The sequence below is a fragment of the Streptomyces lancefieldiae genome (assembly GCF_031845825.1).
GTDB lineage: Bacteria > Actinomycetota > Actinomycetes > Streptomycetales > Streptomycetaceae > Streptomyces > Streptomyces lancefieldiae.
Genome location: NZ_JAVRFH010000011.1, coordinates 190,219 through 214,687, shown reverse-complemented (window position 1 = coordinate 214,687; position 24,469 = coordinate 190,219). Strand labels below are relative to the sequence as shown.

The 24,469-nt window shown below is 72.7% G+C and carries 19 protein-coding genes; 14 read left to right on the top strand and 5 right to left on the bottom strand.

Translation table 11 applies throughout. From position 1 onward, the window contains the following. The first annotated feature begins 279 nt into the window (after positions 1–279). Positions 280–495: an I78 family peptidase inhibitor gene (locus RM812_RS14385; RefSeq protein ID WP_311572904.1), complete on the top strand. Its 216-nt coding sequence runs from the start codon at positions 280–282 to the stop codon at positions 493–495. Positions 496–547: 52 nt separating this feature from the next. Here RM812_RS14385 and RM812_RS14380 read toward each other — a convergent pair whose 3' ends face one another. Together RM812_RS14380 and RM812_RS14375 are read right to left on the bottom strand one after the other, a co-directional pair. Then, positions 548–1,564 (bottom strand): phosphatase PAP2 family protein, encoded by a 1,017-nt coding sequence (locus tag RM812_RS14380; protein WP_311572903.1) that lies wholly within the window; start codon positions 1,562–1,564, stop codon positions 548–550. A 237-nt stretch (positions 1,565–1,801) separates the two neighbouring features. Then, positions 1,802–2,989: a mannosyltransferase family protein gene (locus RM812_RS14375; protein ID WP_311572902.1), complete on the bottom strand. Its 1,188-nt coding sequence runs from the start codon at positions 2,987–2,989 to the stop codon at positions 1,802–1,804. Positions 2,990–3,248: 259 nt separating this feature from the next. Between RM812_RS14375 and RM812_RS14370 the strand changes: the two genes are divergently transcribed. Together RM812_RS14370 and RM812_RS14365 are read left to right on the top strand one after the other, a co-directional pair. Further along, positions 3,249–4,847: an MFS transporter gene (locus tag RM812_RS14370; protein WP_311572901.1), complete on the top strand. Its 1,599-nt coding sequence runs from the start codon at positions 3,249–3,251 to the stop codon at positions 4,845–4,847. Between the two features lie 187 nt (positions 4,848–5,034). Beyond that, positions 5,035–6,228 (top strand): acyl-CoA dehydrogenase family protein, encoded by a 1,194-nt coding sequence (locus RM812_RS14365; protein WP_311572900.1) that lies wholly within the window; start codon positions 5,035–5,037, stop codon positions 6,226–6,228. 39 nt (positions 6,229–6,267) lie between these two features. On the opposite strand, the gene RM812_RS14360 is transcribed toward RM812_RS14365, so the two are convergent. After that, complete coding sequence (locus RM812_RS14360; RefSeq protein WP_311572899.1) at positions 6,268–6,705, bottom strand: cell division protein SepF; 438 nt, start codon at positions 6,703–6,705, stop codon at positions 6,268–6,270. A 288-nt stretch (positions 6,706–6,993) separates the two neighbouring features. Between RM812_RS14360 and RM812_RS14355 the strand changes: the two genes are divergently transcribed. After that, positions 6,994–8,184, top strand: coding sequence for a DUF5685 family protein (locus tag RM812_RS14355; RefSeq protein ID WP_311572898.1), 1,191 nt, complete (start codon positions 6,994–6,996; stop codon positions 8,182–8,184). 7 nt (positions 8,185–8,191) lie between these two features. Here the strand turns inward: RM812_RS14355 and RM812_RS14350 are convergent, their stop codons facing one another. Then, positions 8,192–9,139 carry an ABC transporter substrate-binding protein gene (locus RM812_RS14350; RefSeq protein ID WP_311572897.1) on the bottom strand — a complete coding sequence of 316 codons (948 nt, stop codon included), beginning with the start codon at positions 9,137–9,139 and terminating at the stop codon, positions 8,192–8,194. A 410-nt stretch (positions 9,140–9,549) separates the two neighbouring features. Here RM812_RS14350 and RM812_RS14345 point away from each other — a divergent pair, with 410 nt between their 5' ends. The 8 genes from RM812_RS14345 to RM812_RS14310 all read left to right on the top strand — a co-directional run bounded on the left by RM812_RS14345 (position 9,550) and on the right by RM812_RS14310 (position 18,665). Continuing rightward, positions 9,550–10,407: an amino acid ABC transporter permease gene (locus RM812_RS14345; RefSeq protein WP_311572896.1), complete on the top strand. Its 858-nt coding sequence runs from the start codon at positions 9,550–9,552 to the stop codon at positions 10,405–10,407. Further along, positions 10,404–12,191, top strand: a complete 1,788-nt coding sequence (locus RM812_RS14340) for an FAD/NAD(P)-binding protein (RefSeq protein ID WP_311572895.1) — start codon at positions 10,404–10,406, stop codon at positions 12,189–12,191. The genes RM812_RS14345 and RM812_RS14340 overlap by 4 nt, the downstream gene beginning before the upstream one ends. Further along, positions 12,188–12,949 (top strand): amino acid ABC transporter ATP-binding protein, encoded by a 762-nt coding sequence (locus RM812_RS14335; protein WP_311572894.1) that lies wholly within the window; start codon positions 12,188–12,190, stop codon positions 12,947–12,949. The genes RM812_RS14340 and RM812_RS14335 overlap by 4 nt, the downstream gene beginning before the upstream one ends. A gap of 39 nt (positions 12,950–12,988) precedes the next feature. Beyond that, positions 12,989–14,068, top strand: a complete 1,080-nt coding sequence (locus RM812_RS14330) for an LLM class flavin-dependent oxidoreductase (protein WP_311572893.1) — start codon at positions 12,989–12,991, stop codon at positions 14,066–14,068. After that, positions 14,065–15,399 (top strand): NtaA/DmoA family FMN-dependent monooxygenase, encoded by a 1,335-nt coding sequence (locus RM812_RS14325; RefSeq protein WP_311572892.1) that lies wholly within the window; start codon positions 14,065–14,067, stop codon positions 15,397–15,399. The genes RM812_RS14330 and RM812_RS14325 overlap by 4 nt, the downstream gene beginning before the upstream one ends. Positions 15,400–15,403: 4 nt before the next feature. Beyond that, complete coding sequence (locus RM812_RS14320) at positions 15,404–16,189, top strand: DUF1684 domain-containing protein (protein WP_311572891.1); 786 nt, start codon at positions 15,404–15,406, stop codon at positions 16,187–16,189. 205 nt (positions 16,190–16,394) lie between these two features. After that, on the top strand, positions 16,395–17,300 hold the full coding sequence (locus RM812_RS14315; protein WP_311572890.1) for a S1 family peptidase: 906 nt from the start codon (positions 16,395–16,397) through the stop codon (positions 17,298–17,300). 282 nt (positions 17,301–17,582) lie between these two features. Then, entirely contained in the window at positions 17,583–18,665 is a 1,083-nt protein-coding gene (locus RM812_RS14310) for a S1 family peptidase (protein WP_311572889.1), read from the top strand. A gap of 116 nt (positions 18,666–18,781) precedes the next feature. On the opposite strand, the gene RM812_RS14305 is transcribed toward RM812_RS14310, so the two are convergent. Further along, positions 18,782–19,840, bottom strand: coding sequence for an ABC-2 transporter permease (locus RM812_RS14305; RefSeq protein WP_311572888.1), 1,059 nt, complete (start codon positions 19,838–19,840; stop codon positions 18,782–18,784). 152 nt (positions 19,841–19,992) lie between these two features. Here RM812_RS14305 and RM812_RS14300 point away from each other — a divergent pair, with 152 nt between their 5' ends. Together RM812_RS14300 and RM812_RS14295 are read left to right on the top strand one after the other, a co-directional pair. Beyond that, positions 19,993–23,502 carry a DNA polymerase III subunit alpha gene (locus RM812_RS14300; protein ID WP_311572887.1) on the top strand — a complete coding sequence of 1,170 codons (3,510 nt, stop codon included), beginning with the start codon at positions 19,993–19,995 and terminating at the stop codon, positions 23,500–23,502. Then, a complete protein-coding gene (locus tag RM812_RS14295; protein ID WP_311572886.1) occupies positions 23,499–24,467 on the top strand; it encodes a DNA polymerase Y family protein in 969 nt (322 codons plus the stop codon). Before RM812_RS14300 ends, RM812_RS14295 begins: the two co-directional genes overlap by 4 nt. The last annotated feature ends 2 nt before the right edge of the window (positions 24,468–24,469 follow it).

Here is a 24,469-nt window from a genome sequence, read left to right as displayed (position 1 = left end):
GTTTCGGAGTCGATTCCGGGGCGGCCGAGAGTGGAATGAAGCGGGTCCGCGAGCCGCACTGAAGGCCTTTCTCGTCCGTTTATTCGAGGGGGTGGCGCGACACGCGGCAATTCACCTCGAATGCCTGCGGAAGGAGTACGGAACCGTCCGTCCGGGTGACGGGATTCAATCAAAACGCGGGTGGTGATCCTGTGACAGAAATGTGACCGGAGGGGCGTCTGTCACACGCGATACCGGCCTGGGCTTCCACGGCCGTGGGGCAGGGCATAGCGTGGCGGCATGGCACCGATTCCGACACCCCCAGCCGAACCCCAGGACAGTCCGGACACGTACGTCGGCCTCGAATCCGACGCGGCCGAACGGCTCGCGCGCGCACGGGGCTGGGCCACGGTGCGGTCGCTGGCGCCGGGAACGATCATCACGATGGAGTACCGGGTGGGCCGGCTCAACTTCGAGGTGAAGGACGGCCGGGTGTCCCGGGCCTGGAAGGGCTGACGCCCGAGGGAGCCGCGAGGTGCCGTCCCGCGGCGTCGTCGGGTGAACGGAGTCAGCCGCCCGACGGATGGCGTGCGGCCGAGGCCGTGTTCCGCGGGTGGCGGTCGGCGTGCGGCGGCCGACGGCTGCCCGCCGGGGTGACCGGCGTGCGGTCCGAGCGGGTCGTGTGCGGCCCCGGGGCCAGATACGCCGGCGCCCGGGTGCGGGACGTGGCGACCGGCTCGCGGGCCGGGACGTCCTCCCGGCCGGAGGTGGTGGGCGTGAGGACCACCGGGGTGCCGGCCGGCTGCTTCGCCGGCTCCGTACGGCCGCCGCGGGCGTACAGGCGGTCGCGCAGGCTGAGGATCCAGGCCTCGGCACGAGTGATCAGCGGCTCCGTCCACGGCAGCGCCAGCAGGATCAGCAGACCCGCCGCCCAGCCGAGGAGCACGTCGCTGAGCCAGTGCGTACCGAGGTAGACGGTGGACATGCCCACCCCGAGCGAGGTGACCGCCGACAGGGCCGACAGCCAGCGCCGCGCCCTGGGCGTCGAGGCCAGATAGGCCAGGATGCCCCAGGTCACGACGGCGTTCGCGGTGTGACCGCTCGGAAATATATCGCCGCCGAGCCACATCTCGTTCGAGCCGATCGTGGTCGCGTAGTGCGGCCCCAGCCGGCCCATGCCGTACTTGGCGGCACCGACCGTGATGTTCAGCAGGAGCAGCGAGACGCCCAGCGCGAGCAGGGGGCGCAACGTGTGCTGCCGCCAGGAGCGCCAGCCCAGCCAGGCCGCGACCATCACCGCGGTGGGGCCGCGCTGGCCGAGCACCACGTAGTAGTCGACGAACGCGTGGATCTCCGGCCACTGCTGGTAGGGCCGGAAGAACATGACCTGCCAGTCGAGCCGCACCAGCCACGAGGTGATCAGCACGGCCCACACGATCGCGATGTAGAACGCGAGGGTTCCGGCGAACAGCGCGAACCTGTGCCGGCTCATCTCCGGCACGTCCAGGAGGGCCGGCCGTTCCGGCTCCCGGTCCAGTCTCGCGAACACCCGATCCAGACGGGTGAGCTTCCGTTCGGTACGCACCCGATCGACGTTACAGCGAGTGAGGAGTGATCCCGGCCGAATCAACGGCTTTGTGATGACGATGTGATGTGGGATTCCTCTCAGGCGGCAGTTTATTCACCGGGAATCCTCATCCGCTGCCAACTCTGGACTTCAATTCCTTTGATCGGCCCGGACGGCGGTCTTATCGTGCTTACCGAATTCGTTCACCGAATGCTGGTGCGGAATTCCCCGGACAGTCATCGGGAGGCCGGGCCGTCAGGGGGGCCCGGAGCCGTTCAGCCAGAACGCCCCGTAGACCGCCGACGCCACCGCGACCGCGCCCACGACCAGCGCCGACCTGGACGTTCGCAGCCGGGCGAGGGCCACGGCGAGGGGCAGCAGCAGCGGGAAGGCGGGCAGCAGCAGCCGCGGCTTCGAACCGAAGTAGCTCGACGCGCACAGGGCGAGGACGGCGACGGTCCCCGCGTACACCAGCAGCGCGAGCGGCTGGCGCTGCCGTACGCACGCGACGTACAGCCGGACGAGGAGGGCCACGCCGACGACCAGCCCGACGCCCGCCAGGGCCGACGGGAACGACGTGAACTTCTCGGCGGTGAAGCGGGCGAAGGCCAGGCCACCGTCGAAGCCGTTGCGCCAGCCCGCCTGGACGTCGAGGTAGCCGAGCGGTCCCTTGCCGGTGCGGTGGCCGACCCACAGGACGTAGCCGGCGGCGCCCAGCGGCGCGAGGAGCACCCCGAGTGCGCGCCGTGCGCCCTCGCCCGGGGCGCGTTCCGTGCCGTGGGCGCCGTCCGCGGCGACCTCGCTCCGACTTCGCACGAACGGCGCGATCGCGGCCACCCACACCGCCGCCGTCACCGCGAGCCCCACGGGGCGGGTCAGCCCGGCCAGCGCGGCCAGCGTCCCCGCCGTCACCCAGCGCCCGGTCAGCACCGCGTACAGCGACCAGGCGGCGAGCGCCGTGAACAGGGACTCGCTGTACGCCATCGACTGCACGATCCCGACCGGCAGCACGGCCCACAGCAGCACCGCGCACACCGCGGCACGGCGGCCGTACACGTGCTCCGCCACCGCGAAGATCCCCCACGCCGCGGCGAGCGAGGCGAGCAGCGAGACGACGAACCCGGCGTCGGCGTACGACAGCGGCCCCGCCGCCGCGCCGAGCCGCTCCAGCCAGGGCAGCAGCGGGAAGAAGGCCAGGTTGGAGTGCACGTCGCCGTTCGGCAGGCGCACCTCGTAGCCGTAGCCCAGCTCGGCGACCCTGGTGTACCAGAGGGAGTCCCAGCGGGCGGTCAGCAGCGTGTACGCGCTCTTGTCGCGCGCGGCGCTCCACAGGGCCAGGGCGAGCAGGCCCAGGGCGCGTACGGCCGCGTAGCCGAGGAGCGCCGGGGCGGCCCGGCGCAGGGCTCCGGCGCGGCCCGGCGCGCGCGTTTCAAGATCGGTCACGGGCTCGATTATCTGCCGGACGCCGGGGTGGCCGGCCGGCCGGGGCGGGCGGGGCCGGGGAGGCGGTGGCGCATGCCACACAGGTCACGCCGGATGTGTGAGGCCCGCCACGTGGGCGATGCACGGTCTCGCGTACTCTGCGAGTCACTCGCGTTCCGTTGCCCGGCCCGGAGCCCCCTGCTTCTCTCCGGCCGAACCGCAGGGAATCCCCACCCCGCGCAGCCCGCCGGACGCGAGGGAACATCTGGGAGGTACGTACATGTCCGGGACGACCACGGCTGCCGCCGCGCCGCGCCGTCGGGCGGCCGGGGCCGGTGCCAACCGCTGGGTCGTCCTGGTCGTCCTCTGCGTCAGCCTGCTGCTCGTCGCCGTCGACGCCACCGTGCTGCACGTGGCGGTCCCCGCCGTCACCGAGGACCTCAGGCCCGGCGCCATCGAACTGCTCTGGATCGTCGACGTCTACCCGCTCGTCTGCGCCTCGCTGCTGATCCTGTTCGGCACGCTGGGCGACCGGGTGGGCCGCAGACGGATCCTGCTGCTCGGCTACGCGCTCTTCGGCGTCGCCTCCGCGCTCGCGGCCCTCGCCGACGACGCCCAGGTGCTGATCCTGGCCCGTGCGCTGCTCGGCGTCGGCGGCGCGATGATCATGCCGGCGACGCTGTCGATCCTGCGCCAGGTCTTCCCCGACCGGCGGGAGCGGGCGCTCGCCATCGGCGTCTGGAGCGCCGTGGCCGCCGTCGGCGCGGCGGTCGGACCGCTGCTCGGAGGCTTCCTGCTCGAGCACTTCTGGTGGGGCTCGGTCTTCCTCGTCAACATTCCGCTGATGCTGGTCAGCCTGCCGGTGGGGCTGCTGCTGCTGCCCGAGTCGAAGGGCGACGGAAGCGGACCCTGGGACGTGGTCGGCGCGCTGATGGCGGCGGCCGGACTGTTCGGGGTCGTCCTGGGCGTGAAGCGGCTGGGTGGCGGGGAGCCGGTGGCGAGCGTGCTCACCCTTGTGCCGCTGGTGGTGGGTGCCGTCCTGCTGGCCGCGTTCGTACGACGGCAGCGGCGGCGTACGTATCCGCTGGTGGACCTGCGGATGTTCCGGCGGCCGGCGTTCAGTACGTCGGTCGGGTGCATCGTGCTCGCGATGCTGGCGCTGGTGGGGCTGGAGCTGATCGCGGCGCAGTATCTGCAGCTGGTGCTCGGGCTGTCCCCACTGGAGACCGGGCTGCGGCTGCTGCCGCTGACGTTCGCCGCGATGGCGGCCGGCCTGGCGGGCGCGCGGATGCTGCGGCGGTTCGGGCCGCGCCGGATGGTGTGCGCCGGGTTCTGTCTGACGGCAGTGGCGGTGGTGCTGCTGACGGCGATGGGCCGGACCGACAACTGCGCGCTGCTGCTGTCGGGGTTCGTGCTGCTCGGCTTCGGGCTGGAGACCACGCTGTTCGGGGCGTACGAGTCGATGCTGAGCGAGGCGCCCCAGACGCACTCCGGCGGGGCGGCGGCGATCGGGGAGACGTCGTACCAACTGGGCGCCGGGATCGGGATCGCGCTGCTGGGCAGCGTGATGAACGCGGCGTACACGCCCGGGCTGGCGGGGGGCGTGCCCGGGGTGCCGGCGTCGGCGTCGGTGGCCGCGGGGCATTCACTGGGTGAGGCGTACGAGGTCGCCGCGCAGCTCGGGGGGCCTGCGGGGGATGCGTTGCGGCGGGCGTCCGCGGACGCGTTCGTGCATGGGCTGCATGTGACGTTGGTGGTGAGCGCGGGGTTGTTGCTGCTGGGGGCGGTGATGGCGTTGCGGTTGCCGCGGCTGATGCAGTGCGAGCCGGTTTCGGTGCCCGCGCCCCGGGACGCGGTGGAGTCACGCGTCTCGGTGTGAGCGTACGGGTCTCCCGCTCGCGCACCACCCGTTCACCGTCCGTCGGCAGACGGACGTCGCCCGCGGGGGTGCGCCGCCGTCGGCGGCTCACGGGGGGAGAGCATGGTGGACGTGCGGCACGGTGCATCGTAACGTCGACACGAAGCCGTGACTAGCAGCGCTAGTTTTGACGTCCCGGAGGGTATCCATGGCCGCGTCCCCCAAGTTGCCCGCGTTCGACCCCGCCGACCCCCTCGGCCTCGACGACCTCCTGGAACCGGAGGACCTGGCGATCCGGGACACCGTGCGGGACTGGGCCGCGGACCGCGTCCTGCCGTACGTCGCCGAGTGGTACGAGAAGGGCGAGCTGCCCGGCATCCGCGAGCTGGCCCGTGAGCTCGGCGGCATCGGCGCGCTCGGCATGTCGCTCGAGGGCCACGGCTGCGCCGGCGCGAGTGCCGTGCAGTACGGGCTCGCCTGTCTGGAACTGGAGGCCGCCGACTCCGGCATCCGCTCCCTGGTCTCCGTGCAGGGCTCCCTCGCCATGTACGCCATCCACCGCTTCGGCAGCGAGGAGCAGAAGCAGGCGTGGCTGCCGCGCATGGCCGCCGGCGAGGTCATCGGCTGCTTCGGGCTGACCGAGCCCGACCACGGCTCCGACCCCGCCAACATGCGCACCCGCGCCAAGCGCGACGGCGGGGGGGACTGGGTGCTCGACGGACGCAAGATGTGGATCACCAACGGGTCCGTGGCCGGTGTCGCCGTCGTCTGGGCGCAGACCGAGGACGGCGTCCGCGGCTTCGTCGTGCCCACCGACAGCCCCGGCTTCTCCGCGCCCGAGATCAAGCACAAGTGGTCCCTGCGGGCCAGCGTCACCAGCGAGCTCGTGCTCGACGGGGTACGGCTGCCCGCCGACGCCGTGCTGCCGGAGGTCACCGGGCTGCGCGGACCGCTCAGCTGTCTGTCCCACGCCCGTTACGGCATCGTCTGGGGCGCGATGGGCGCGGCCCGCAGTTCCTTCGAGGCGGCCCTGGAGTACGCGAAGTCGCGGGAGCAGTTCGGGCGGCCCATCGGCGGTTTCCAGCTGACCCAGGCCAAGCTCGCCGACATGGCGGTCGAACTGCACAAGGGGATTCTGCTCGCCCACCACCTCGGGCGGCGCATGGACGCCGGCCGCCTGCGCCCCGAGCAGGTCAGCTTCGGCAAGCTCAACAACGTACGCGAGGCCATCGACATCTGCCGTACGGCCCGCACGATCCTCGGTGCCAACGGGATCTCCCTCGAATACCCCGTGATGCGGCACGCGACGAACCTGGAATCGGTGCTCACCTACGAGGGCACCGTCGAGATGCACCAGCTCGTACTGGGCAAGGCGCTCACCGGACTCGACGCCTTCCGGTGAGACTTGGGCGGGGGCGGGGCCGTGGTGCGCGGCCCCGCCTCAGCTCTGGTTGAAGAAACCGTCGGAACGGTGCGCGGCGGACTCGCCACTGATGACCTGGGTGTCGGCCGGGCTCAGCAGGAACACCCGGGTGGACACCCGCTCGATCGAACCGCGCAGACCGAAGATCAGCCCGGCCGCGAAGTCGACCACGCGCTTGGCGTCGGTGGCCTCCATGGCCGTCAGGTTCATGATGACCGGGACGCCCTCCCGGAACAGCTCGCCGATGGCGCGCGCGTCCCGGAAGCTGTCCGGCGTGACCGTACCGATACGGCGGCCCTTCTCCTCGGCCACGTCCGTGGCCACCTTCACCCGAGGGTCCGTGACCCAGGCGTCGCCGGACTCGGTCCCCTCGGAGTAGTCGTCGTCGTAGTAACGCTCGTCATCGTTGTCGTCGACGAGGCCGAGCCACGCACTCGCCTTGCGTACCGATCCCATGGACGCCTCCTCTCACAGCGGTCTTTCGTGCTTCCGCATCCCTATGGTCATCCATGATGCGGACGTCGCGCCAAGTGGATAGACGCCGCGCGGGGGGTTTGTGACGGTACTGGTGCACAGCGAATCCGTCGAGAGTCCTTGTGTCCCAAGGGTCGTTTCCCAAACGGATGCTGACTGTGAGTGAAATATGATTCTTCCCGGCGGACGGGTGAGCGAGGGGGCGTCCGGGTGAACGGGGCAGCGGTACGATGCCGCAGCTCAGCGTCGTACGAACCACGGGGGAGCGTTGTGTTCGGAATCGTCAGGCCGTGCAGGCACCGGCTCGGGGAGAGCCTCACGAGCCAGTGGATGGCGCATTTGTGCGGATTGTGTCTCGCACTGCGCAAGGACCACGGACAGTTCGCGCGGATCGTGACGAACTATGACGGGCTGCTCATATCGGTTTTGACGGAGGCTCAGGCCGGTGACCGCAGCGGCAGGGCTGCCGGGCGGCGTACGGCGGGGCCGTGCGCGCTGCGCGGGATGCGCACCGCGTCCGTCGCGCACGGCGAGGGAGCGCGGCTCGCGGCCGCCGTCTCCCTGGTGCTGGCCTCGGCGAAGGTGCGCGACCACGTCGCCGACGGGGACGGACTGCTGGCCCGCCGGCCGGTGGCGTTCGCCGCCCGCCGGGTCGCCGCGGGCTGGGACGCGGCCGGCGCCCGCAGTGGCGGTGCCGTCGGCTTCGACACCGCCGTACTGGTCGACGCCGTGGACCGGCAGGGCGGCATCGAGGCCCTCGCCGGGCCCGGCACGCCCCTCCTCACGGTCACCGAGCCGACCGAGACCGCGACCGCCGCCGCGTTCGCGCACACCGCCCACCTCGCCGGACGGCCGCGCAACGCCGAGCCGCTCGCCGAGGCGGGGCGCCTGTTCGGGCGGCTCGCCCATCTCCTGGACGCGGTGGAGGACCGGGAGGCCGACGCCGCGTCGGGCGCCTGGAACCCGCTCACCGCCACCGGGACCCCGCTCACCGAGGCCCGGCGGCTGGCCGACGACGCCGTGCGCGGGGTGCGGCTCGCGCTGCGGGAGGCGGAGTTCGGCGACGGCCGGCTGGTGCACCGGCTGCTCGTCCACGAGCTGGGCGCCTCCGTCGACCGCGCCTTCGGCACCGTCTCGTGCGCCCACGGCAGCCACCCGTACGCCCCGCCCGGCGCCCCGGGCACCCCGGGCGCCCCCGGTGGGCCGGGTGGGCCGATGCCTCCGGAGCCGCCCCGCCGCGACCGGCGCGGGCTGCTCGCGGGGTGCGCGGTGTGGCTGGGGCTGGCCTGTACGTGCCAGTTGTGCTGCGGCACATACCACGACCCGTGGAGCGGGGAGCGCAAGCAGGGGCCGTGCGCCAACTGCGACTGCAGCGGGTGTGGTGACTGCTGCCAGTGCTGCGAGTGCTGCAGCAACTGCGGCGACGGGTGCTGCTGCGACGGCTGCGGGTGCGACTGCTGAGGGGCCGTCAGTCCTTGCGTTCGGGGGGCGAGATCTCGGACCTGGTGATCGCCGACTTCGTCGTCCCCCACTTCTTCAGGACCCGGTCGTACGTCCCGTCGGCGATGAGCCCGTTCACCGCGGCCTGGAGGGCGGGCGCCAGCTTCGACCCCTTCTTGAGGGCGAAGCCGACGTCCAGGCGGTGGAACTCGTTCAGGAACTTCAGGCCCCGCTGGTGGGCGACGGCGTAGCGCAGGCCGTTGATGGTGGACATCACGACGTCGCTGCGGCCCTGCTGGAGCGAGGACCACAGCGCGCCGGGCTCGCTGTAGGTCTGCACCGCGTACGCCTTCTCGCCGGCGTCCGTGCACAGGTGCCTGTTCTCCTCCAGGGTGGCTTCGAAGGTGGTGCCGGCGCCGGTCGCCACCTTCAGCCCGCACAGCTGCCCGAGGTCGGTGACCTCGGACAGGCCGCTGTCCTCGCGGGCGGCGAAGCCCTGGCCGTCGTTGATGTAGGTGACGAAGTCGATGGTCTTCCGCCGCTCCTCGGTCACCCCGAAGTTGGCGGCGCCGACGTCGTACTTGCCGCTGTCCAGGGCGGGCAGGATCGCCTCGAAGGACGCCTGTTCCGTCGTGAGGCGGATGCCGAGCGCGCCCGCGACGGCGTGCGCGAAGTCGACGTCCTGGCCGGTCAGCGTCCTGCCGTCGGTCAGATAGGTGGTGCCGGGCGGCGTGCCGCCGACGCTGACGGCGAGGGTGAGTTCCCTGGTGCCGGGCGGCAGCAGCTGCGCGGCGACCGTGTTCTTCTCGACGTCGGAGACGACGTCCGTGGTGGGGATGGCGTCGGAGCCGGCCGCCGCGCCCGCGACGTTGCCGGCGGGGTCGCCGGAGCCGCACGCGGTGAGCAGCAGGACCGCCGAGGCGATCAGGGCGAAAGGTGCGAAGAGTCTGTTTCGGGCACGCGTGGGCGTACGCATGGTGGGAGATCTCCTGAGAGCGAAGGCGTGAGGCAGCGCGAGGGAGCGCGAGGGGACGCGAGGGGAGGGGCGCGTGTGTGAAGGCGGGAAGAGCGTGGCGAAAGCGAAAAGGCCCCGACGGCGTCAGGTGATCAGGGCAGGCAGAGGGGTCGGCTCAACAGGAACAGGACCACACTCGACCGAAGTCGATGTGGGAGCGCGTGACCAGCCACTGCTGTGGATGCATGGGCCAAGTGGAACAGGCAACCGGTTCCGCGTCAACGACCTGAGACGCACGGCTCACAGTGTGGACAGCCTTGACAGCGGACCGAATCACCCCCGTACTCTCGGCGGACGGCCCTGCTGAGGGGCTCGGCCGTGTGAAGGCACACCCACCGTGTCCGACTGACTCGATGTCACGGAGCCTTCACATGTCCTCCGACACCCTCACCCCATCCGCCGCCGCCCCGGAGTCCCCGGACAAGGCGGACCTCCCGCGGATCGTCCCGGAGCGCCGCCTCGGCCAGTGGACGGCCGCCGTCGCCGTCCTCGTCCTCCTCGGACTGGCCGTCAACTCCGTCCTGCGCAACGACGCCTTCCAGTGGGGCGTCGTCGCCGACCACTTCACCTCCGACGCCGTACTGCGCGGCCTGTGGCTCACCCTCTGGCTGACCGCCGTCGTCATGGTCCTCGGCTTCGCGCTCGGCACGCTGCTCGCCGCGTTCCGGCTTTCCGCCAACCCCGTGCTGCGTGCGGTGAGCTGGGGTTACGTGTGGCTGTTCCGGTCGATCCCGATCCTGGTGCAGCTCTTGCTGTGGTTCAACATCGGCGCCCTGTACCCGCAGGTCCTCGGCGTGAAGACGGTCGACCTGCTCGGCCCGGTCACCGTCGCGATCATCGGCCTCACCCTGCACGAGGCCGCGTACGCCGCCGAGGTGGTGCGCGGCGGCATCCTCTCCGTCGACCGCGGCCAGATCGAGGCGGCACAGGCGCTGGGGCTGAGCCGGTGGCGCCGATGGCGGCGGATCGTCCTCCCGCAGGCCATGCGCTCCATCGTGCCGCCGGCCGGGAACATGCTGATCGGCACCCTCAAGGGCACCTCCATCGTCAGCGTCATCGCCGTCCAGGACCTGCTGTACTCGGTGCAGCTCGTGTATCACCGCACCTACCAGGTCATCCCGCTGCTGATGGTGGCCACCGTCTGGTACACCGTCGTCACCTCGCTGCTGGGCATCGGCCAGTACTACGTCGAGAAGCACTACGCGCGCGGCACGGAGCGCACCCGATGACCCGGCCCGCGCTGGTGATCGTCGGCGCCGGACCGCGCGGCACCGGACTGCTGGAGCGCATCGCCGCCAACGCGCCCGAGCTGTACGACGGTTCAGGCCTCGACATCCACCTCGTCGACCCGCACCCGCCGGGCGCCGGGCGCATATGGCGGGCGGAGCAGTCGCCGCTGCTGTGGATGAACTCGCACGCCGAGGACGTCACCATGTTCACCGACGACACGGTGGAGATGGCCGGGCCCGTGCGACCGGGGCCCACTCTGCACCAGTGGGCGGGCCTGGACGGCCGCACCTTCGCCGGCCGCCGTGCCCAGGGCGCGTACCTGCGCTGGGTGTACCAGCGCGCCGTGGCCGGCCTGCCCTCGAACGTCGTCGTGTACCACCACGCGCGCCGCGCGGTGCGGATCGACGGCTCGCGCGAGGAACGCCAGCGGGTGTGGCTGGAGGGCCGGACCCTGCCCCTCCGCGCCGACCTGGTCATCCTCTCCCTCGGCCACCTCGACGCCGAACCCGACGACGAACAACGGGAGTTGTCGGCGTACGCCCGTGCGCACGGCCTGGTCCACCTCCCGCCCGACTTCACCGCCGACAGCGACCTGTCCGCGCTGCGCCCCGGGGAGCCGGTCCTCGTCCGCGGATTCGGGCTGGCCTTCGTCGACCTCATGGTGCTGCTGACCGAGGGCAGGGGCGGACGGTACGACGGGGACACGTACGTACCCTCCGGGCGGGAGCCGGTGCTGTACGTCGGCTCGCGGCGCGGAGTGCCGTACCACGCGAAGATCGGCTACGCCTGGACCGGGGAGCGGCCCCCGCTGCCGAGGTTCTTCGGTCCGGCCGAGGCCGACGCGCTGCTCGCCCGGCCGGAGGGGGTCGACTTCCGGCGGGACATGTGGCCGCTGGTCGAGAAGGAGCTGGGGTTCGCCCACTACCACCGGCTGTTCACGGCCCATCCGGAGAGGGTGACCGTCGCCTGGTCCGCCTTCGAGGCGCGGTACGCCGCCGCCGACCCGGTCGAGCGGGCCGGCCTCGTCGCCGCCGCCGTGCCCGACCCTGCCGACCGGCTCGACCTCGCCGCCCTCGACCGCCCCCTGGACGGGGTGCGGTACGGCTCGCACGAGGAGCTCCAGGAGGGGCTGCGCCGCTACGTCGAGGCCGACCTGCGGCGTCGTCACGACCCGGCGCACAGCCCCGACCAGGCCGTCTTCCTCGCCCTGCTCTCCGTCTACGGACAGCTCGTCCGGCTCGGCGACACCGGCGGCTGGTGGCACGGCTTCTTCAGCCACCTCGCCTCCGGCCCGCCCGGACCCCGGCTGCGGCAGCTGCTCGCGCTGTCCCGGGCCGGTGTGGTGCGTTTCCTGGGCGCCGACATGACGGTCACCGCCGAGGGCGGGGTCTTCCGGGCGAGGGGTGCCACCCTGCCGGGCGCCGCCTTCGACGCGCGGGCGCTGGTCGAGGCGCGGCTGCCGCATCCCACCGTCGAGCGGACCAGTGATCCGCTGCTGCGCGCGCTGTACGCCGACGGGGCCGCCGCGACCCCCGACGGGCTGCTGGCCGTGGACCGGGCCGACGGACGGGTGCTGGACCGGGCCGGCCGGCCGCACCCGCGGCGGTTCGCGCTCGGGCCGCACACCGACGCCCGCGGTGCGGGCGCGTTCACCCGGCCCCGCACCGGCTCGGTGGCGTTCCGGCAGAACGACGCCACCGCGCGGGCCGCGCTGGCCTTCCTGCGGGTGCCGCCCGGTCCCGGCGCGGCACACCGCCCCCTACTCGAGGAGTCCTCCCGATGAGCGTCATGGTCGACATCAGGTCCGTGCACAAGAGCTTCGGACCGCTGGAGGTGCTCAAGGGCATCGACCTCACCGTGCGCACCGGCGAGGTGACCGTGGTCCTCGGTCCCTCCGGCTCCGGCAAGTCGACGCTGCTGCGCACCGTCAACCACCTGGAGAAGGTGGACCGGGGCGTGATCAGCGTGGACGGCGTCCTCATCGGCTACCGGCGCACCGGCGACCGGCTGCGCGAGCTGCCCGAGCGCGAGGTGCTCAGGCAACGCACGCGGATCGGCTTCGTCTTCCAGAACTTCCGTCTCTTCCCGCACCTGACCGTGCTGGAGAACATCACCGAGGCACCGCTCTCCGCGCTGAAGAGGTCGCGCCGCGAGGCCGTCGACGCGGCGCGCCGGCTGCTGGAGCGGGTCGGGCTCGCGGACAAGGCCGACGCCTACCCCCGGCAGCTCTCCGGAGGCCAGCAGCAGCGGGTGGCCATCGCGCGGGCGCTCGCCCTGGAGCCGAAGCTGCTCCTCTTCGACGAACCGACCTCCGCGCTCGACCCCGAACTGGTCGGCGAGGTCCTCGACGTCATCAAGGACCTGGCCCATCGGGGCACCACCATGATCGTCGTCACGCACGAGATCGGTTTCGCCCGCGAGGTCGCCGACACCGTGGTGTTCATGGACGACGGGCGCATCGTCGAACAGGGCCCGCCCGGCGACGTACTGGAGCGTCCGCGGCACGAGCGCACCCGGGCGTTCCTCTCCAAGGTCCTCTGAACCCGCGGCCCCGTACCGCACCAGAAAGGGATGATCCGCATGACCTCCTCCCACGGCAGGGGGCGGCTGCACCTGGCCGCCGCCCTGGACCGGCCGTCGGCGTACGACGCCGGCTCCTACGTGGACGCGGCCCGGCTCGCCGAACGCGCCGCGCTCGACTTCGTGACCCTCGGCGACGGGTTCGCCCGGCCCGGGCCCGACGCGCTCGCCGTCCTGGCCCGGGTGGCCCCTGCCACCTACCGCGTCGGCCTGGTCCCCACCGTCACCGTCACCCACACCGAGCCCTTCCACGTCCAGGCCGCCGTGGCGACCCTCGACTGGGTCGGCCGCGGCCGGGCCGGCTGGCGGATCGAGGTGTCCACCACCGAGGGCGAGGCCCGTCTCTTCGGCCGTCGTCACGCCGCGCCCGCCGACGCGCTCTGGCAGGAGGCCGGCGAGGTCGCCGACGTCGCGGCGCGCCTGTGGGACAGCTGGGAGGACGACGCCGAGATCCGGGACGTGGCCACCGGCCGTTTCGTCGACCGGGACAAGCTGCACTACGTCGACTTCACCGGCCCCCACTTCTCGGTCAAGGGCCCCTCCATCGTGCCCCGCCCCCCGCAGGGCCACCCCGTGCGCGTCGTCGACGCCACCGAGGGGCCCGCCCGCGCGGTCGCCGCCCGGTACGCCGACGTCGCCCTCGTCCGCACCGCACACCCCGCCGAGGCCGCCGCCGCGCGGGCCGAACTGCGGGCGGCAGCGGCGGCGCACGGCCGTGACCCGGACGACCTGCGGGTCCTCGCCGCCCTGGAGGTCGACCTCGCGGACGGCGAGTACGCGGCCGACCCCGGCCACGGCGGAGGCGGCCCCCGGCCCACCCCACGGGGCCCCCTGTACCGCGGCGGCCCCGTCGACCTGGCGGAACTCATCGCCGCCTGGCACCGGGAGGGCGCCGTCGACGGCTTCCACCTCACGCCGGCCGAGCCGCGCCGCGACCTGGAACGCCTCGTCAACGGCACCGTGCCCCTGCTCCAGCACCGGGGCCTGTTCCGCACCTTCTACCCGGGCAGCACGCTCCGGGACCATCTGGGCCTGACCCGGCCCGCCAACCAGTACGCCGTCGCAGGGGGGACCTCATGACCGTCCACGGGAACAGGACCGCACGCGCGAACACGACCGCACGTAGGGGCATGCACCTCGCCGCGCACTTCCCCGGCGTGAACAACACCACCGTCTGGGCCGATCCGCGCTCGGGTTCGCAGATCGAGTTCGCCTCCTTCGAGCACCTCGCCCGCACCGCCGAGCGCGGCCTGTTCGACTTCTTCTTCCTCGCCGAAGGGCTGCGGCTGCGCGAGCACAAGGGGCGCATCCACGACCTGGACGTGGTCGGCCGCCCGGAGTCCCTGACCGTGCTGAACGCGCTCGCCGCCGTCACCGAGCACCTCGGGCTGGCCGCCACGGTCAACGCCACCTTCAACGAGCCCTACGAACTCGCCCGGAGGTTCGCCACCCTGGACCACCTCAGCGGCGGCCGGGCGGCCTGGAACGTGGTCACCTCCTCCGACGCCTTCACCGGCGAGAACTTCCGGCGCGGCGGCTTCCTGGACCGTTCCGAGCGGTACACCCGCGCCGCCGAGTTCGTGGCCACCGCCCGGGAGCTGTGGGACTCCTGGACCCCGGACGGCACACCCCGCCCCTTCGCCCACCACGGGAGGCACTTCGACATCGCGGGTGAGTTCACCGTGCCGCGCTCCCCGCAGGGGCACCCGGTGGTGATCCAGGCGGGCGACTCCGACGAGGGCCGGGAGTTCGCCGCGTCCTCCGCCGACGTGATCTTCACGCGGCACGGCACCCTGGAGGCGGGTCGCGCCTTCTACGCCGACGTCAAACGGCGCCTGGCGAAGCACGGCCGGAGCCCGGACGACCTCAAGATCATGCCCGGTGTCACCGTCGTCCTCGGGGACACCCCCGCCGAGGCACGGGAGCGGGCCGAGGAGATCCGGTGGCAGCAGGTCTCCCCGCAGACCGCGCTGCTGACGCTGGAGCAGGTCTGGGGCGTCGACCTGTCCGCGTACGACCCCGACGGGCCGCTGCCCGACATCGACCCGGTGGCCGACCCGCAGCTCAGCCAGGGGCGGACCCGGCACGGCGACAGCGTCGCGGTGGCCGAGAAGTGGCGGGCCCTCGCGCAGGAGAGGGGGCTGTCCATCCGGCAGACCGTGATCGAGGCGAGCGCCCGGCAGTCCTTCGTCGGCACTGCCGAGGAGGTCGCCGCCGAGCTGGAGGCGTTCGTGGCCGAGGACGCCGCCGACGGCTTCATCCTCGTACCCCATCTGACCCCGGGCGGGCTGGACGAGTTCGTGGACCGGGTGGTCCCGTTGCTGCAGGAGCGGGGCGCGTTCCGCACCGCGTACGAGGGCGCCACCCTGCGGTCCCACCTCGGTCTGGCCGACCCGGTGTGGAAGGGTTGACCGCATGACGACGGACGCACCCGAGGAGTGGAAGCGGTGGCACGAGCACCGCGTCACGACGGTGTCGGCGCCCTACGGGCCGCTCGCGCTGACCGGCACCTACTGGCTGGAGGACTATCCGGACGGACAACTTCCGGACATCCCCGGCAACTGGAGGACGGACGGTGACGCGGTACTGCTGTCGGCCGCCGGGGCGGACGGACTCACCGTGGACGGGCGGCCCCTCGACGGCGAGGTGCGGCTCACGGCCGACCCGGGCCCGGCGGGCGCGGCCCGGGTGGCCCACGGCGAGCGGCGCCTGGTCGTCCTGGTCCGCGAGGGCCTGTGGGGTGTGCGCGACTACGACCCGGCCGCCGAGGCGCGGCGCGCGTTCCGGGGCATCGCGGCCACGCCGTACGATCCACGCTGGTCGGTGCCGGGGATCTTCACGCCGTACGACACCGGGCAGCGGAGTGTGCGGGTGCCGAACGCGGACGGCCGGGAGCGCGGGCTCGGCCTCGGCGGTGAGCTGGCCTTCGAACTGGGCGGGCGGGAACTCACGCTCCAGGTGAGCGTCGAGGGGGACGGCTCGCTGTGGGCCGTCTTCGCCGACGCCACCAGCGGGAGCACCAGTTACCGCTTCCGGTTCCTGCGCCCGGCCGCGCCGGACGCCGAGGGCCGTACGACGGTCGACTTCAACCGCGCGCTGCTGCCGCCGTGCGCGTTCGCCGACCACTTCGTCTGCCCCTTCCCGCCGCCGGGGAACACGCTGGAGGCCCGTATCGAGGCGGGGGAGCGCGAACTGCGCTGAGTTCCGCCGGGGGTTGGCAAAAGTCGTTCAAAGGTTGACGGCCGAAAGGCACTCTTGCGCCGACCGGCCGTTCGGCCGAATACTCCAACCTCAGCGCTTGTCAGGGGCACGACCTATCCGGAACCCGGAGGTCCGCCCCTGGCTGCGCCTCACGGGCCCGCACCCCACAAGAGGGCCCCCGACTTCCCCCGTGGAGGAACGAAAAGTGAGGATCAAGCGCACCACCCCCCGCAGCGGTATCACGAGACGGACCAGGCTGATCGCCGTATCCGCCGGCCTCGTGGCCGCAGCCGCGATCGCGATCCCCAGCGCGAACGCGTCCGAGACCCCCGCCACCTTCAGTGCCGCCGAACTCAGCAGCGCCAGCGGCGCGGTGCTCGAGGCCGACGTCCCGGGCACCGCCTGGGCCGTCGACAGCAAGTCCGGCCGGGTGCTTCTCACGGTCGACAGCACGGTCTCCCAGGCCGAGATCGCGAAGATCAAGGAGCAGGCCGGCGACAAGGCCGACGCGCTCACGATCAAGCGCACCCCCGGCACGTTCAACAAGCTCATCCAGGGCGGCGACGCCATCTACGCGAGCAGCTGGCGCTGCTCCCTCGGCTTCAACGTCCAGAACAGCAGCGGCCAGCAGTTCTTCCTGACCGCGGGCCACTGCACGGACGGCGCGGGTACCTGGTACTCCAACTCCGGCCGCACCTCGGTCATCGGCTCGACGACCGGCTCCAGCTTCCCGGGCAACGACTACGGCATCGTCCGGTACTCGGGCTCCGTCAGCCGGCCCGGCACCGCGAACGGCGTGGACATCACCCGCGCGGCCACCCCGAGCGTGGGCACCACCGTCATCCGCGACGGTTCCACGACCGGTACCCACAGCGGCCGGGTCACCGCCCTGAACGCCACCGTCAACTACGGCGGCGGCGACATAGTCTCCGGGCTGATACAGACCACGGTCTGCGCCGAGCCCGGTGACTCCGGCGGCCCGCTCTACGGGAGCAACGGCACCGCGTACGGTCTGACCTCCGGCGGCAGCGGCAACTGCTCCTCCGGCGGTACGACGTTCTTCCAGCCGGTCACGGAGGCCCTGAGCGCCTACGGCGTCAGCGTCTACTAGTCCGTCGGTCCGTCCGCCGGAGCACAGCAGGCAGCACGACGAGCCCCCGCACGCCGACAGGTGTGCGGGGGCTCTCCCTTGCTGGTCCGCCGCGCGAATCCTGCTGAAAGGAACATGAAGGGTGAAGACCGTGTGACCGCGCTGGAGTTGTCGTGCGCACGTCCTCAAGTCGACCTTGTGTGCCCCCTGTGGAATCGGAAGAGTTGGCGCTCGTCAACCAGCCTTCCGGTCCGTGGGGTCCCCACAACCCTCCCGGGCCGACCCCCCACAGGAGGACATGAGTTGAAGCACCGACGCATACCCGGGCGGCGGACCGCCGTGGCAGGTGCGGGAATCACCGCACTCGTCGCCGCGGGAGTCACCTTCCAGAGTGCGAACGCCAGCGAGGCCCCGAAGCCCACCGCGCCCGAGACCCTGTCGGTCACGGCGGCCGGAAAGCTCGCCTCCACGCTGCTCGGCGACCTCGGCGCCGACGCGGCGGGCACGTACTACGACGCGCAGGCCAAGAGCCTCGTGGTCAACGTGCTCGACGAGGCCGCCGCGCAGACCGTCGAGGAGGCCGGCGCCAGGGCGAGACTCGTCGAGAACTCGCTCGCCGAGCTGAAGAGCGCCCGCACCACCCTCACCGAGGACGCGACCATCCCGGGCACCTCCTGGGCGACCGACCCGACCACCAACAAGGTCGTCGTCACCGCCGACCGCACGGTCTCCGAGGCCGGGTGGGCCAAGCTGACCAAGGTGGTCGACGGGCTCGGCGCCAAGGCCGAACTCAAGCGGACCAAGGGTGAGTACAAGCCCTTCGTCGCGGGCGGCGACGCCATCACCGGAGGCGGCGGGCGCTGCTCGCTCGGCTTCAACGTGACCAAGGGCGGCGAGCCGTACTTCCTCACCGCCGGCCACTGCACCGAGTCCATCTCGTCCTGGTCGGACCCCTCCGGGAACGTCATCGGCGAGAACGAGGCGTCCAGCTTCCCGGACAACGACTACGGCCTGGTCAAGTACACCGCCGACGTGGACCACCCGAGCGAGGTGAACCTCTACGACGGCTCCGCGCAGGCGATCTCGGGCGCGGCCGAGGCCACCGTCGGCATGGAGGTGACCCGCAGTGGATCCACCACCCAGGTGCACTCCGGCACGGTCACCGGCCTGGACGCCACCGTGAACTACGGCAACGGCGACATCGTCAACGGCCTGATCCAGACCGATGTCTGCGCCGAGCCCGGTGACAGCGGCGGCTCGCTCTTCTCGGGCGACCAGGCCGTCGGCCTCACCTCCGGTGGCAGCGGCGACTGCACCTCGGGCGGCGAGACCTTCTTCCAGCCGGTGACGGAGGCCCTGTCGGCCACCGGCACGCAGATCGGCTGAGCACCCGCACCTGTGAGGCACCGCTGAAGTCCCGTCCCGCGCGCGAGGGGCGGGGCTTTCGCGTGTGCGGGGCCGGACAGCCCGGGGGCGGCGGGACCTGTGCGTGCGTACGGCGGTCAGCCCGCCTGTGTGGGCAGCTTCGCCTCGTGTCGCCTGTGGCGCAGCACGGCCGCCAGAACCGTGATCAGCGTCCCCGCGACCGCCCACGCCCACAGCACCACCAGCGAGGCGGTCGTGTCGTTGCCCTTGAAGTAGGCGATCGAGCGGGCCGCCCACGTCCCCGCGCCCGGTGGCAGCGCCGGGCCGATCGCCTTCCAGAACGGTGGCAGCAGCGGCAGCGGGAAGGCGCCGCCCGCGCTCGGGTTGCCCGCGATCACCACGAGCAGGATCGCCAGCCCGATGCCGACGATCCCGAAAAGGCCCTGGAGGGCGAGCGTGGCGGCGCCCACCGCGAAGGTGATCAGTGCGCCGAGCCCCCACAGGTCCACCACGCTGCCGGGCAGCGCGCCCAGGACCGGCCCGATGATCACCGCGCCGCCCAGTCCGCCGACGATCGACACCAGGGCCATCACGATCAGCCGGATCGCCGCGCGACGCGGGTTGGCCGGCCGGGCGCCGGTGCTGATCGCCAGGATCGAGGCGCACAGATAGCCGCCGACGCACCAGCCCACGACCAGGTAGAAGGACGACAGCCCGTCGAAGTCCCGGGCCGAGGCCGGGGCCACGTCGACGGTCCGCACCGTGCGGCCCTCGGCCCGCTCCACCTTGGAGACGAGGCTCTCCAGGGTGGTGGCGAGGACGGTGCCGCCGCCGGACGCGACCAGCAGAGTGTCGGTGCGGCCGGAGGACTCGGCGACCAGGGCGCCGTCGATCTCCCGGTCCATGATCTGCCGCCGGGCGCTCGCCGCGTCGGCCACCGTGCGCGGGTCCAGCGGCGACCCGGGCAGCCGCTCCAGCCTGCTCACCGTCTGCTCGGCGGCCGCCGGGGGCGCGACCACCCCGAAGGGCACGTCCTTCGGCTTCGGGTCGTGCAGCGCCCCGACGTAGGAGGCGATGAACAGGAGCTGGAGGGCGATCACGCCGAGGACGAGCAGGGTGGCCCGTGGGGTGACGGCGTCCTTGACCTCGTCGAGGAAGGAGCCGGTTCGCGCGCCGGTGCCCGGGGTGTGCGACATGTCCCCACGGTCCGGGGTGGCGGGCGTTTGCGCAGGTGGGGCAGGGCCGAACGGATGTCGCACACGCATTCGAAAATTGGTCTATGGTGGGGGTGAGATGGCTGGGAACAGACGTTCGATAAGGCGTCGGTTCATGAGATCGGGAGGTGCGTGTGCCGGGTTTCACGCATCTGCACACCGTCTCCGGGTTCTCCGCCCGATACGGCGCCTCCCACCCGGAGCGGCTGGCCGAGCGCGCCGTCGAGCGGGGCATGGACGCCCTCGCCCTCACCGACCGCGACACCCTCGCGGGCGCGGTCCGCTTCGCCAAGGCCTGCGCGAGGGCGGGCGTGCGCCCGCTGTTCGGCGCGGAGCTGGCGGTGGCGGCACCCGAGCCCGGAAGCGACCGGCGTACGGAGACCTCCGCACGCCGGGACCGGCGCCGCAGCCCCGTGCGCGGAGGTGCCTTCGTCGACGAGTCGGCCCCGCGGGTGACCTTCCTCGCCCGGGACGGCGCCCGCGGCTGGGCCGACCTGTGCCGACTGGTGTCCGCCGCCCACACCGCGCCCGACACCCCGCTGCTGTCCTGGGCCGACAACCACGCCGACGGCCTGACCGTCCTGCTCGGCCCCGATTCCGACGTCGGCCGCGCCCTCGCCGCCGGCCGCCCCGACCGCGCGGCGAAGCTCCTCACCCCCTGGCGGGAGAGGTACGGCGACGCCCTGCGCCTGGAGGCCGTCTGGCACGGCCGCGAGGGCACCGGCCCCGGCTCCCTGCGCCTGGCGGCCCGCACCGTCGGCTTCGCCGCCGAACAGGGCCTCCGGCCCGTGCTCACCAACGCCGTCCGCTACGCCGACCCCGGCCAGGGACCGGTCGCCGACGTCCTGGACGCGGCCCGCCGCCTGGTCCCGATCGGCGCCGGCAAGGAACTGGACTCCGGCGAGGCCTGGCTCAAGGACGCCGGTGCCATGCGGCACGCCGCCGAGCGGATCGTCGAGTCCGCGGGCTTCCGGCGCGACACCGCCCACCGCCTGCTGGAGCAGACCCGGGCCACGGCCGCCGAGTGCCTGGTCGACCCCGAGGACGACCTCGGCATGGGCACCGTCCACTTCCCCGAGCCGCACCTCGTGGGCGCCGGCCGCCGCACCGCCCAGCGCGCGCTCGCCTCCCGGGCGGCGGCGGGCATGGTGCTGCGCGGGTACGCCGGCCGCCGGGAGTACTGGGAGCGGATGCACCACGAGCTGGACATCATCGCCCACCACGGCTTCGCCTCCTACTTCCTCACCGTCGCCCAGGTCGTGGACGACGTACGGGACATGGGCATCCGGGTCGCCGCCCGCGGTTCCGGCGCGGGCTCGCTCGTCAACCACCTCCTCGGCATCGCGCACGCCGACCCGGTCGCGCACGGGCTGCTGATGGAGCGCTTCCTGTCCAAGGAACGGGTCGTGCTGCCCGACATCGACATCGACGTGGAGTCCGCGCGCCGCCTGGAGGTCTACCGCGCGATCATCGGCCGCTTCGGCACCGAGCGGGTCGCCACGGTCGCGATGCCGGAGACGTACCGCGTGCGCCACGCCATCCGCGACGTCGGCGCCGCCCTGTCCATGGACCCGGCCGAGATCGACCGCGTCGCCAAGTCCTTCCCGCACATCCGCGCCCGCGACGCCCGCGCCGCGCTGGAGGAGCTGCCCGAACTCAAGGCGCTGGCGGGAGAGAAGGAGAGGTACGGGAAGCTCTGGGAGCTGGTCGAGGCCCTCGACGCCCTCCCGCGCGGCGTCGCCATGCATCCCTGCGGCGTCCTCTTGTCCGACGCCTCCCTGCTCTCCCGTACACCGGTCGTGCCGACCAGCGGCGAGGGCCTGCCCATGGCGCAGTTCGACAAGGACGACGTCGAGGACCTCGGGCTGCTCAAGCTGGACGTGCTCGGCGTGCGGATGCAGTCGGCGATGGCGCACGCGGTCGCCGAGGTGAAGCGGGCGACGGGCACCGAGGTGGACCTGGACGCGGTGCCGGAGGGCGACCCGGCGACGTACCGGCTCATCCGCTCCACCGAGACGCTGGGCTGCTTCCAGATCGAGTCGCCGGGTCAGCGGGACCTGGTCGGGCGGCTCCAGCCGGCCACCTTCCACGACCTCGTCGTCGACATCTCGCTCTTCCGGCCCGGCCCGGTCGCCGCCGACATGGTGCGGCCGTTCATCGAGGCCCGGCACGGACGGGCGCCGGTGCGCTATCCGCACGAGGACCTGTCGGAGCCGCTGGAGGGCACGTACGGGGTCGTGGTCTTCCACGAGCAGATCATCGACATCGTGGACATCATGACCGGCTGCGGGCGCGGCGAGGCGGACCGGGTGCGGCGCGGGCTGTCCGACCCGGAGTCGCAGGGGCGGATCAAGGTGTGGTTCGCACAGCACGCGACGGCGAACGGCTACGACGCGGAAACGATTCAGCGGACCTGGGAGATCGTCGAGGCCTTCGGCAGTTACGGCTTCTGCAAGGCGCACGCGGTCGCCTTCGCGGTTCCGACGTACCAGTCGGCATGGCTGAAGGCCCATCACCCGGCGGCCTTCTACGCCGGGTTGCTCACCCACGACCCCGGCATGTACCCGAAGCGGCTGCTGCTGGCGGACGCGCGGCGGCGCGGGGTGCCGATCCTGCCGCTGGACGTGAACAAGTCGGGGGTCGCACACCGTATCGAACTGGTGTCTGAGAAGCGGAGGGCGTCCGTGTGGGGCCTGCGCCTCGCCCTCTCGGACGTGCACGGCATCAGTGAGGCCGAGGCGGAGCGGATCGCCGAGGGGCAGCCGTACGCCTCCCTGCTCGACTTCTGGGAACGGGCCCGCCCGAGCAGGCCGCTGGCCGGACGGCTCGCCCAGGTCGGCGCGCTGGACGCGTTCGGCGCCAACCGCCGCGACCTGCAACTGCACCTGACCGAGCTGCACCGCGGCGCCCGGGGCGGACGCGGCGACCAGCTCCCGCTGTCCGGCGGACGGAAGACCGCGTCCGCCGGTCTGCCCGACCTCACCTCGGCGGAGAAGCTCAGCGCCGAACTGGGCGTGCTGTCCATGGACGCCTCCCGCAACCTGATGGACGACCACCGCACCTTCCTGCGCGAGCTGGGCGTGGTGTCGGCCAAGCGGCTGCGCGAGGCCCGGCACGGGGAGACGGTGCTGGTCGCGGGCGCCAAGGCGGCCACGCAGACGCCGCCGATCCGCTCCGGCCGCCGGGTCATCTTCTCCACCCTGGACGACGGCACCGGCCTGGTCGACCTCGCCTTCTTCGACGACTCCCACGACACCTGCGCCCACACCGTCTTCCACTCCTGGCTGCTGCTGGTGCGCGGGGTGGTGCAGCGGCGCGGCCCGCGCAGCCTCAGCGTGGTGGGCTCCGCCGCCTGGAACCTCGCCGACCTGCTGGAGGTGCGCCGGGAGGAGGGGCTGGAGGGCGTCGCGGCCCGGCTGGCCCGGGGCCCGGTGGAGGACCGGGCGGCGACGGGGGAGCGGAGCGGGGCGAAGGACGAGGGAGAAAAGGACGGGCGAGAAAAGGACGGGAGAGAAGCGGAGGGCCGGAGGATCCGCATGTCCACGGGGTACGAGATGCACCCCTGGGCCGATCTGCGCCCCGCGGGTGAAGGGCCCGCGGTGGGAAGGAAGTTGTGGCACCAGAGTCCGGGGAGTGCGGGATGACCATTCTCTGCGTACGTTTCCAGCTGCCGCCGATGTACGAGGCGGCCCTGCCCGAGCTGCTCGGGCTGCTGGAGGAGTTCACACCGGTCGTCGAGGCGCTGCCGCCGGACGGCGCGCTGGCCGACCTGCGCGGCGCCGAGCGGTACTTCGGGCGTGACGCCGTGGAACTGGCCTCGGTGATCCGCGTCCGGGCCCTCGCGCTGTACGGCGTCGACTGTGTGATCGGCGCCGGGCCGGGCCCGATGCTGGCCCGCATGGCCCTGCGGGACGCCCGGCCGGGGCTGACCCGCGCGGTCCCCGAGGACCAGGTGCGGGACTTCCTCGCCGACAAGCCCGTCGTCGCGCTGCCCGGCGTCGGCACCGCGACCGCCCGCACCCTGTGCGAGTACGGCCTCGACACCCTCGGCCGGGTCGCCGCCGCGCCCCTGTCCACGCTCCAGCGGCTGATCGGCGCGAAGGCCGGCCGTGAGCTGCGGGAGAAGGCGGGCGGCGTCGACCGCGGCCGGGTCGTACCGAACGGGATCTCCCGCTCCCTCGCCGCCGAACGCCCCTTCACCCGCGACGAGCTGGATCCCGACCGGCACCGCCGCGCCCTGCTCTCGGCCGCCGAGGAACTGGGCGCCCGGCTGCGCGCCGTGGACAAGGTGTGCCGGACGCTGACCCTCACCGTGCGCTACGCCGACAGGTCGGCCACCCACCGCAGCCGCACCCTGACCGAATCGACCGCGCACTCGGCGGCGCTGACACGGGCCGCGTACGGCATGTACGAGGCGCTCGGCCTCCAGCGCGCCCGGGTCCGCTCGCTCGTCCTGCGCGCCGAGGGCCTCGCCCCCGCCGATCAGGCCTCCCACCAGCTCACCTTCGACCCGGTGGACGAGAAGGTCCGCCGGATCGAGGAGGTCGCGGACCGCGCGCGGGCGAAGTTCGGGCCGCGGGCGGTGATGCCGGGGAGCCTTGCGGCATAGGC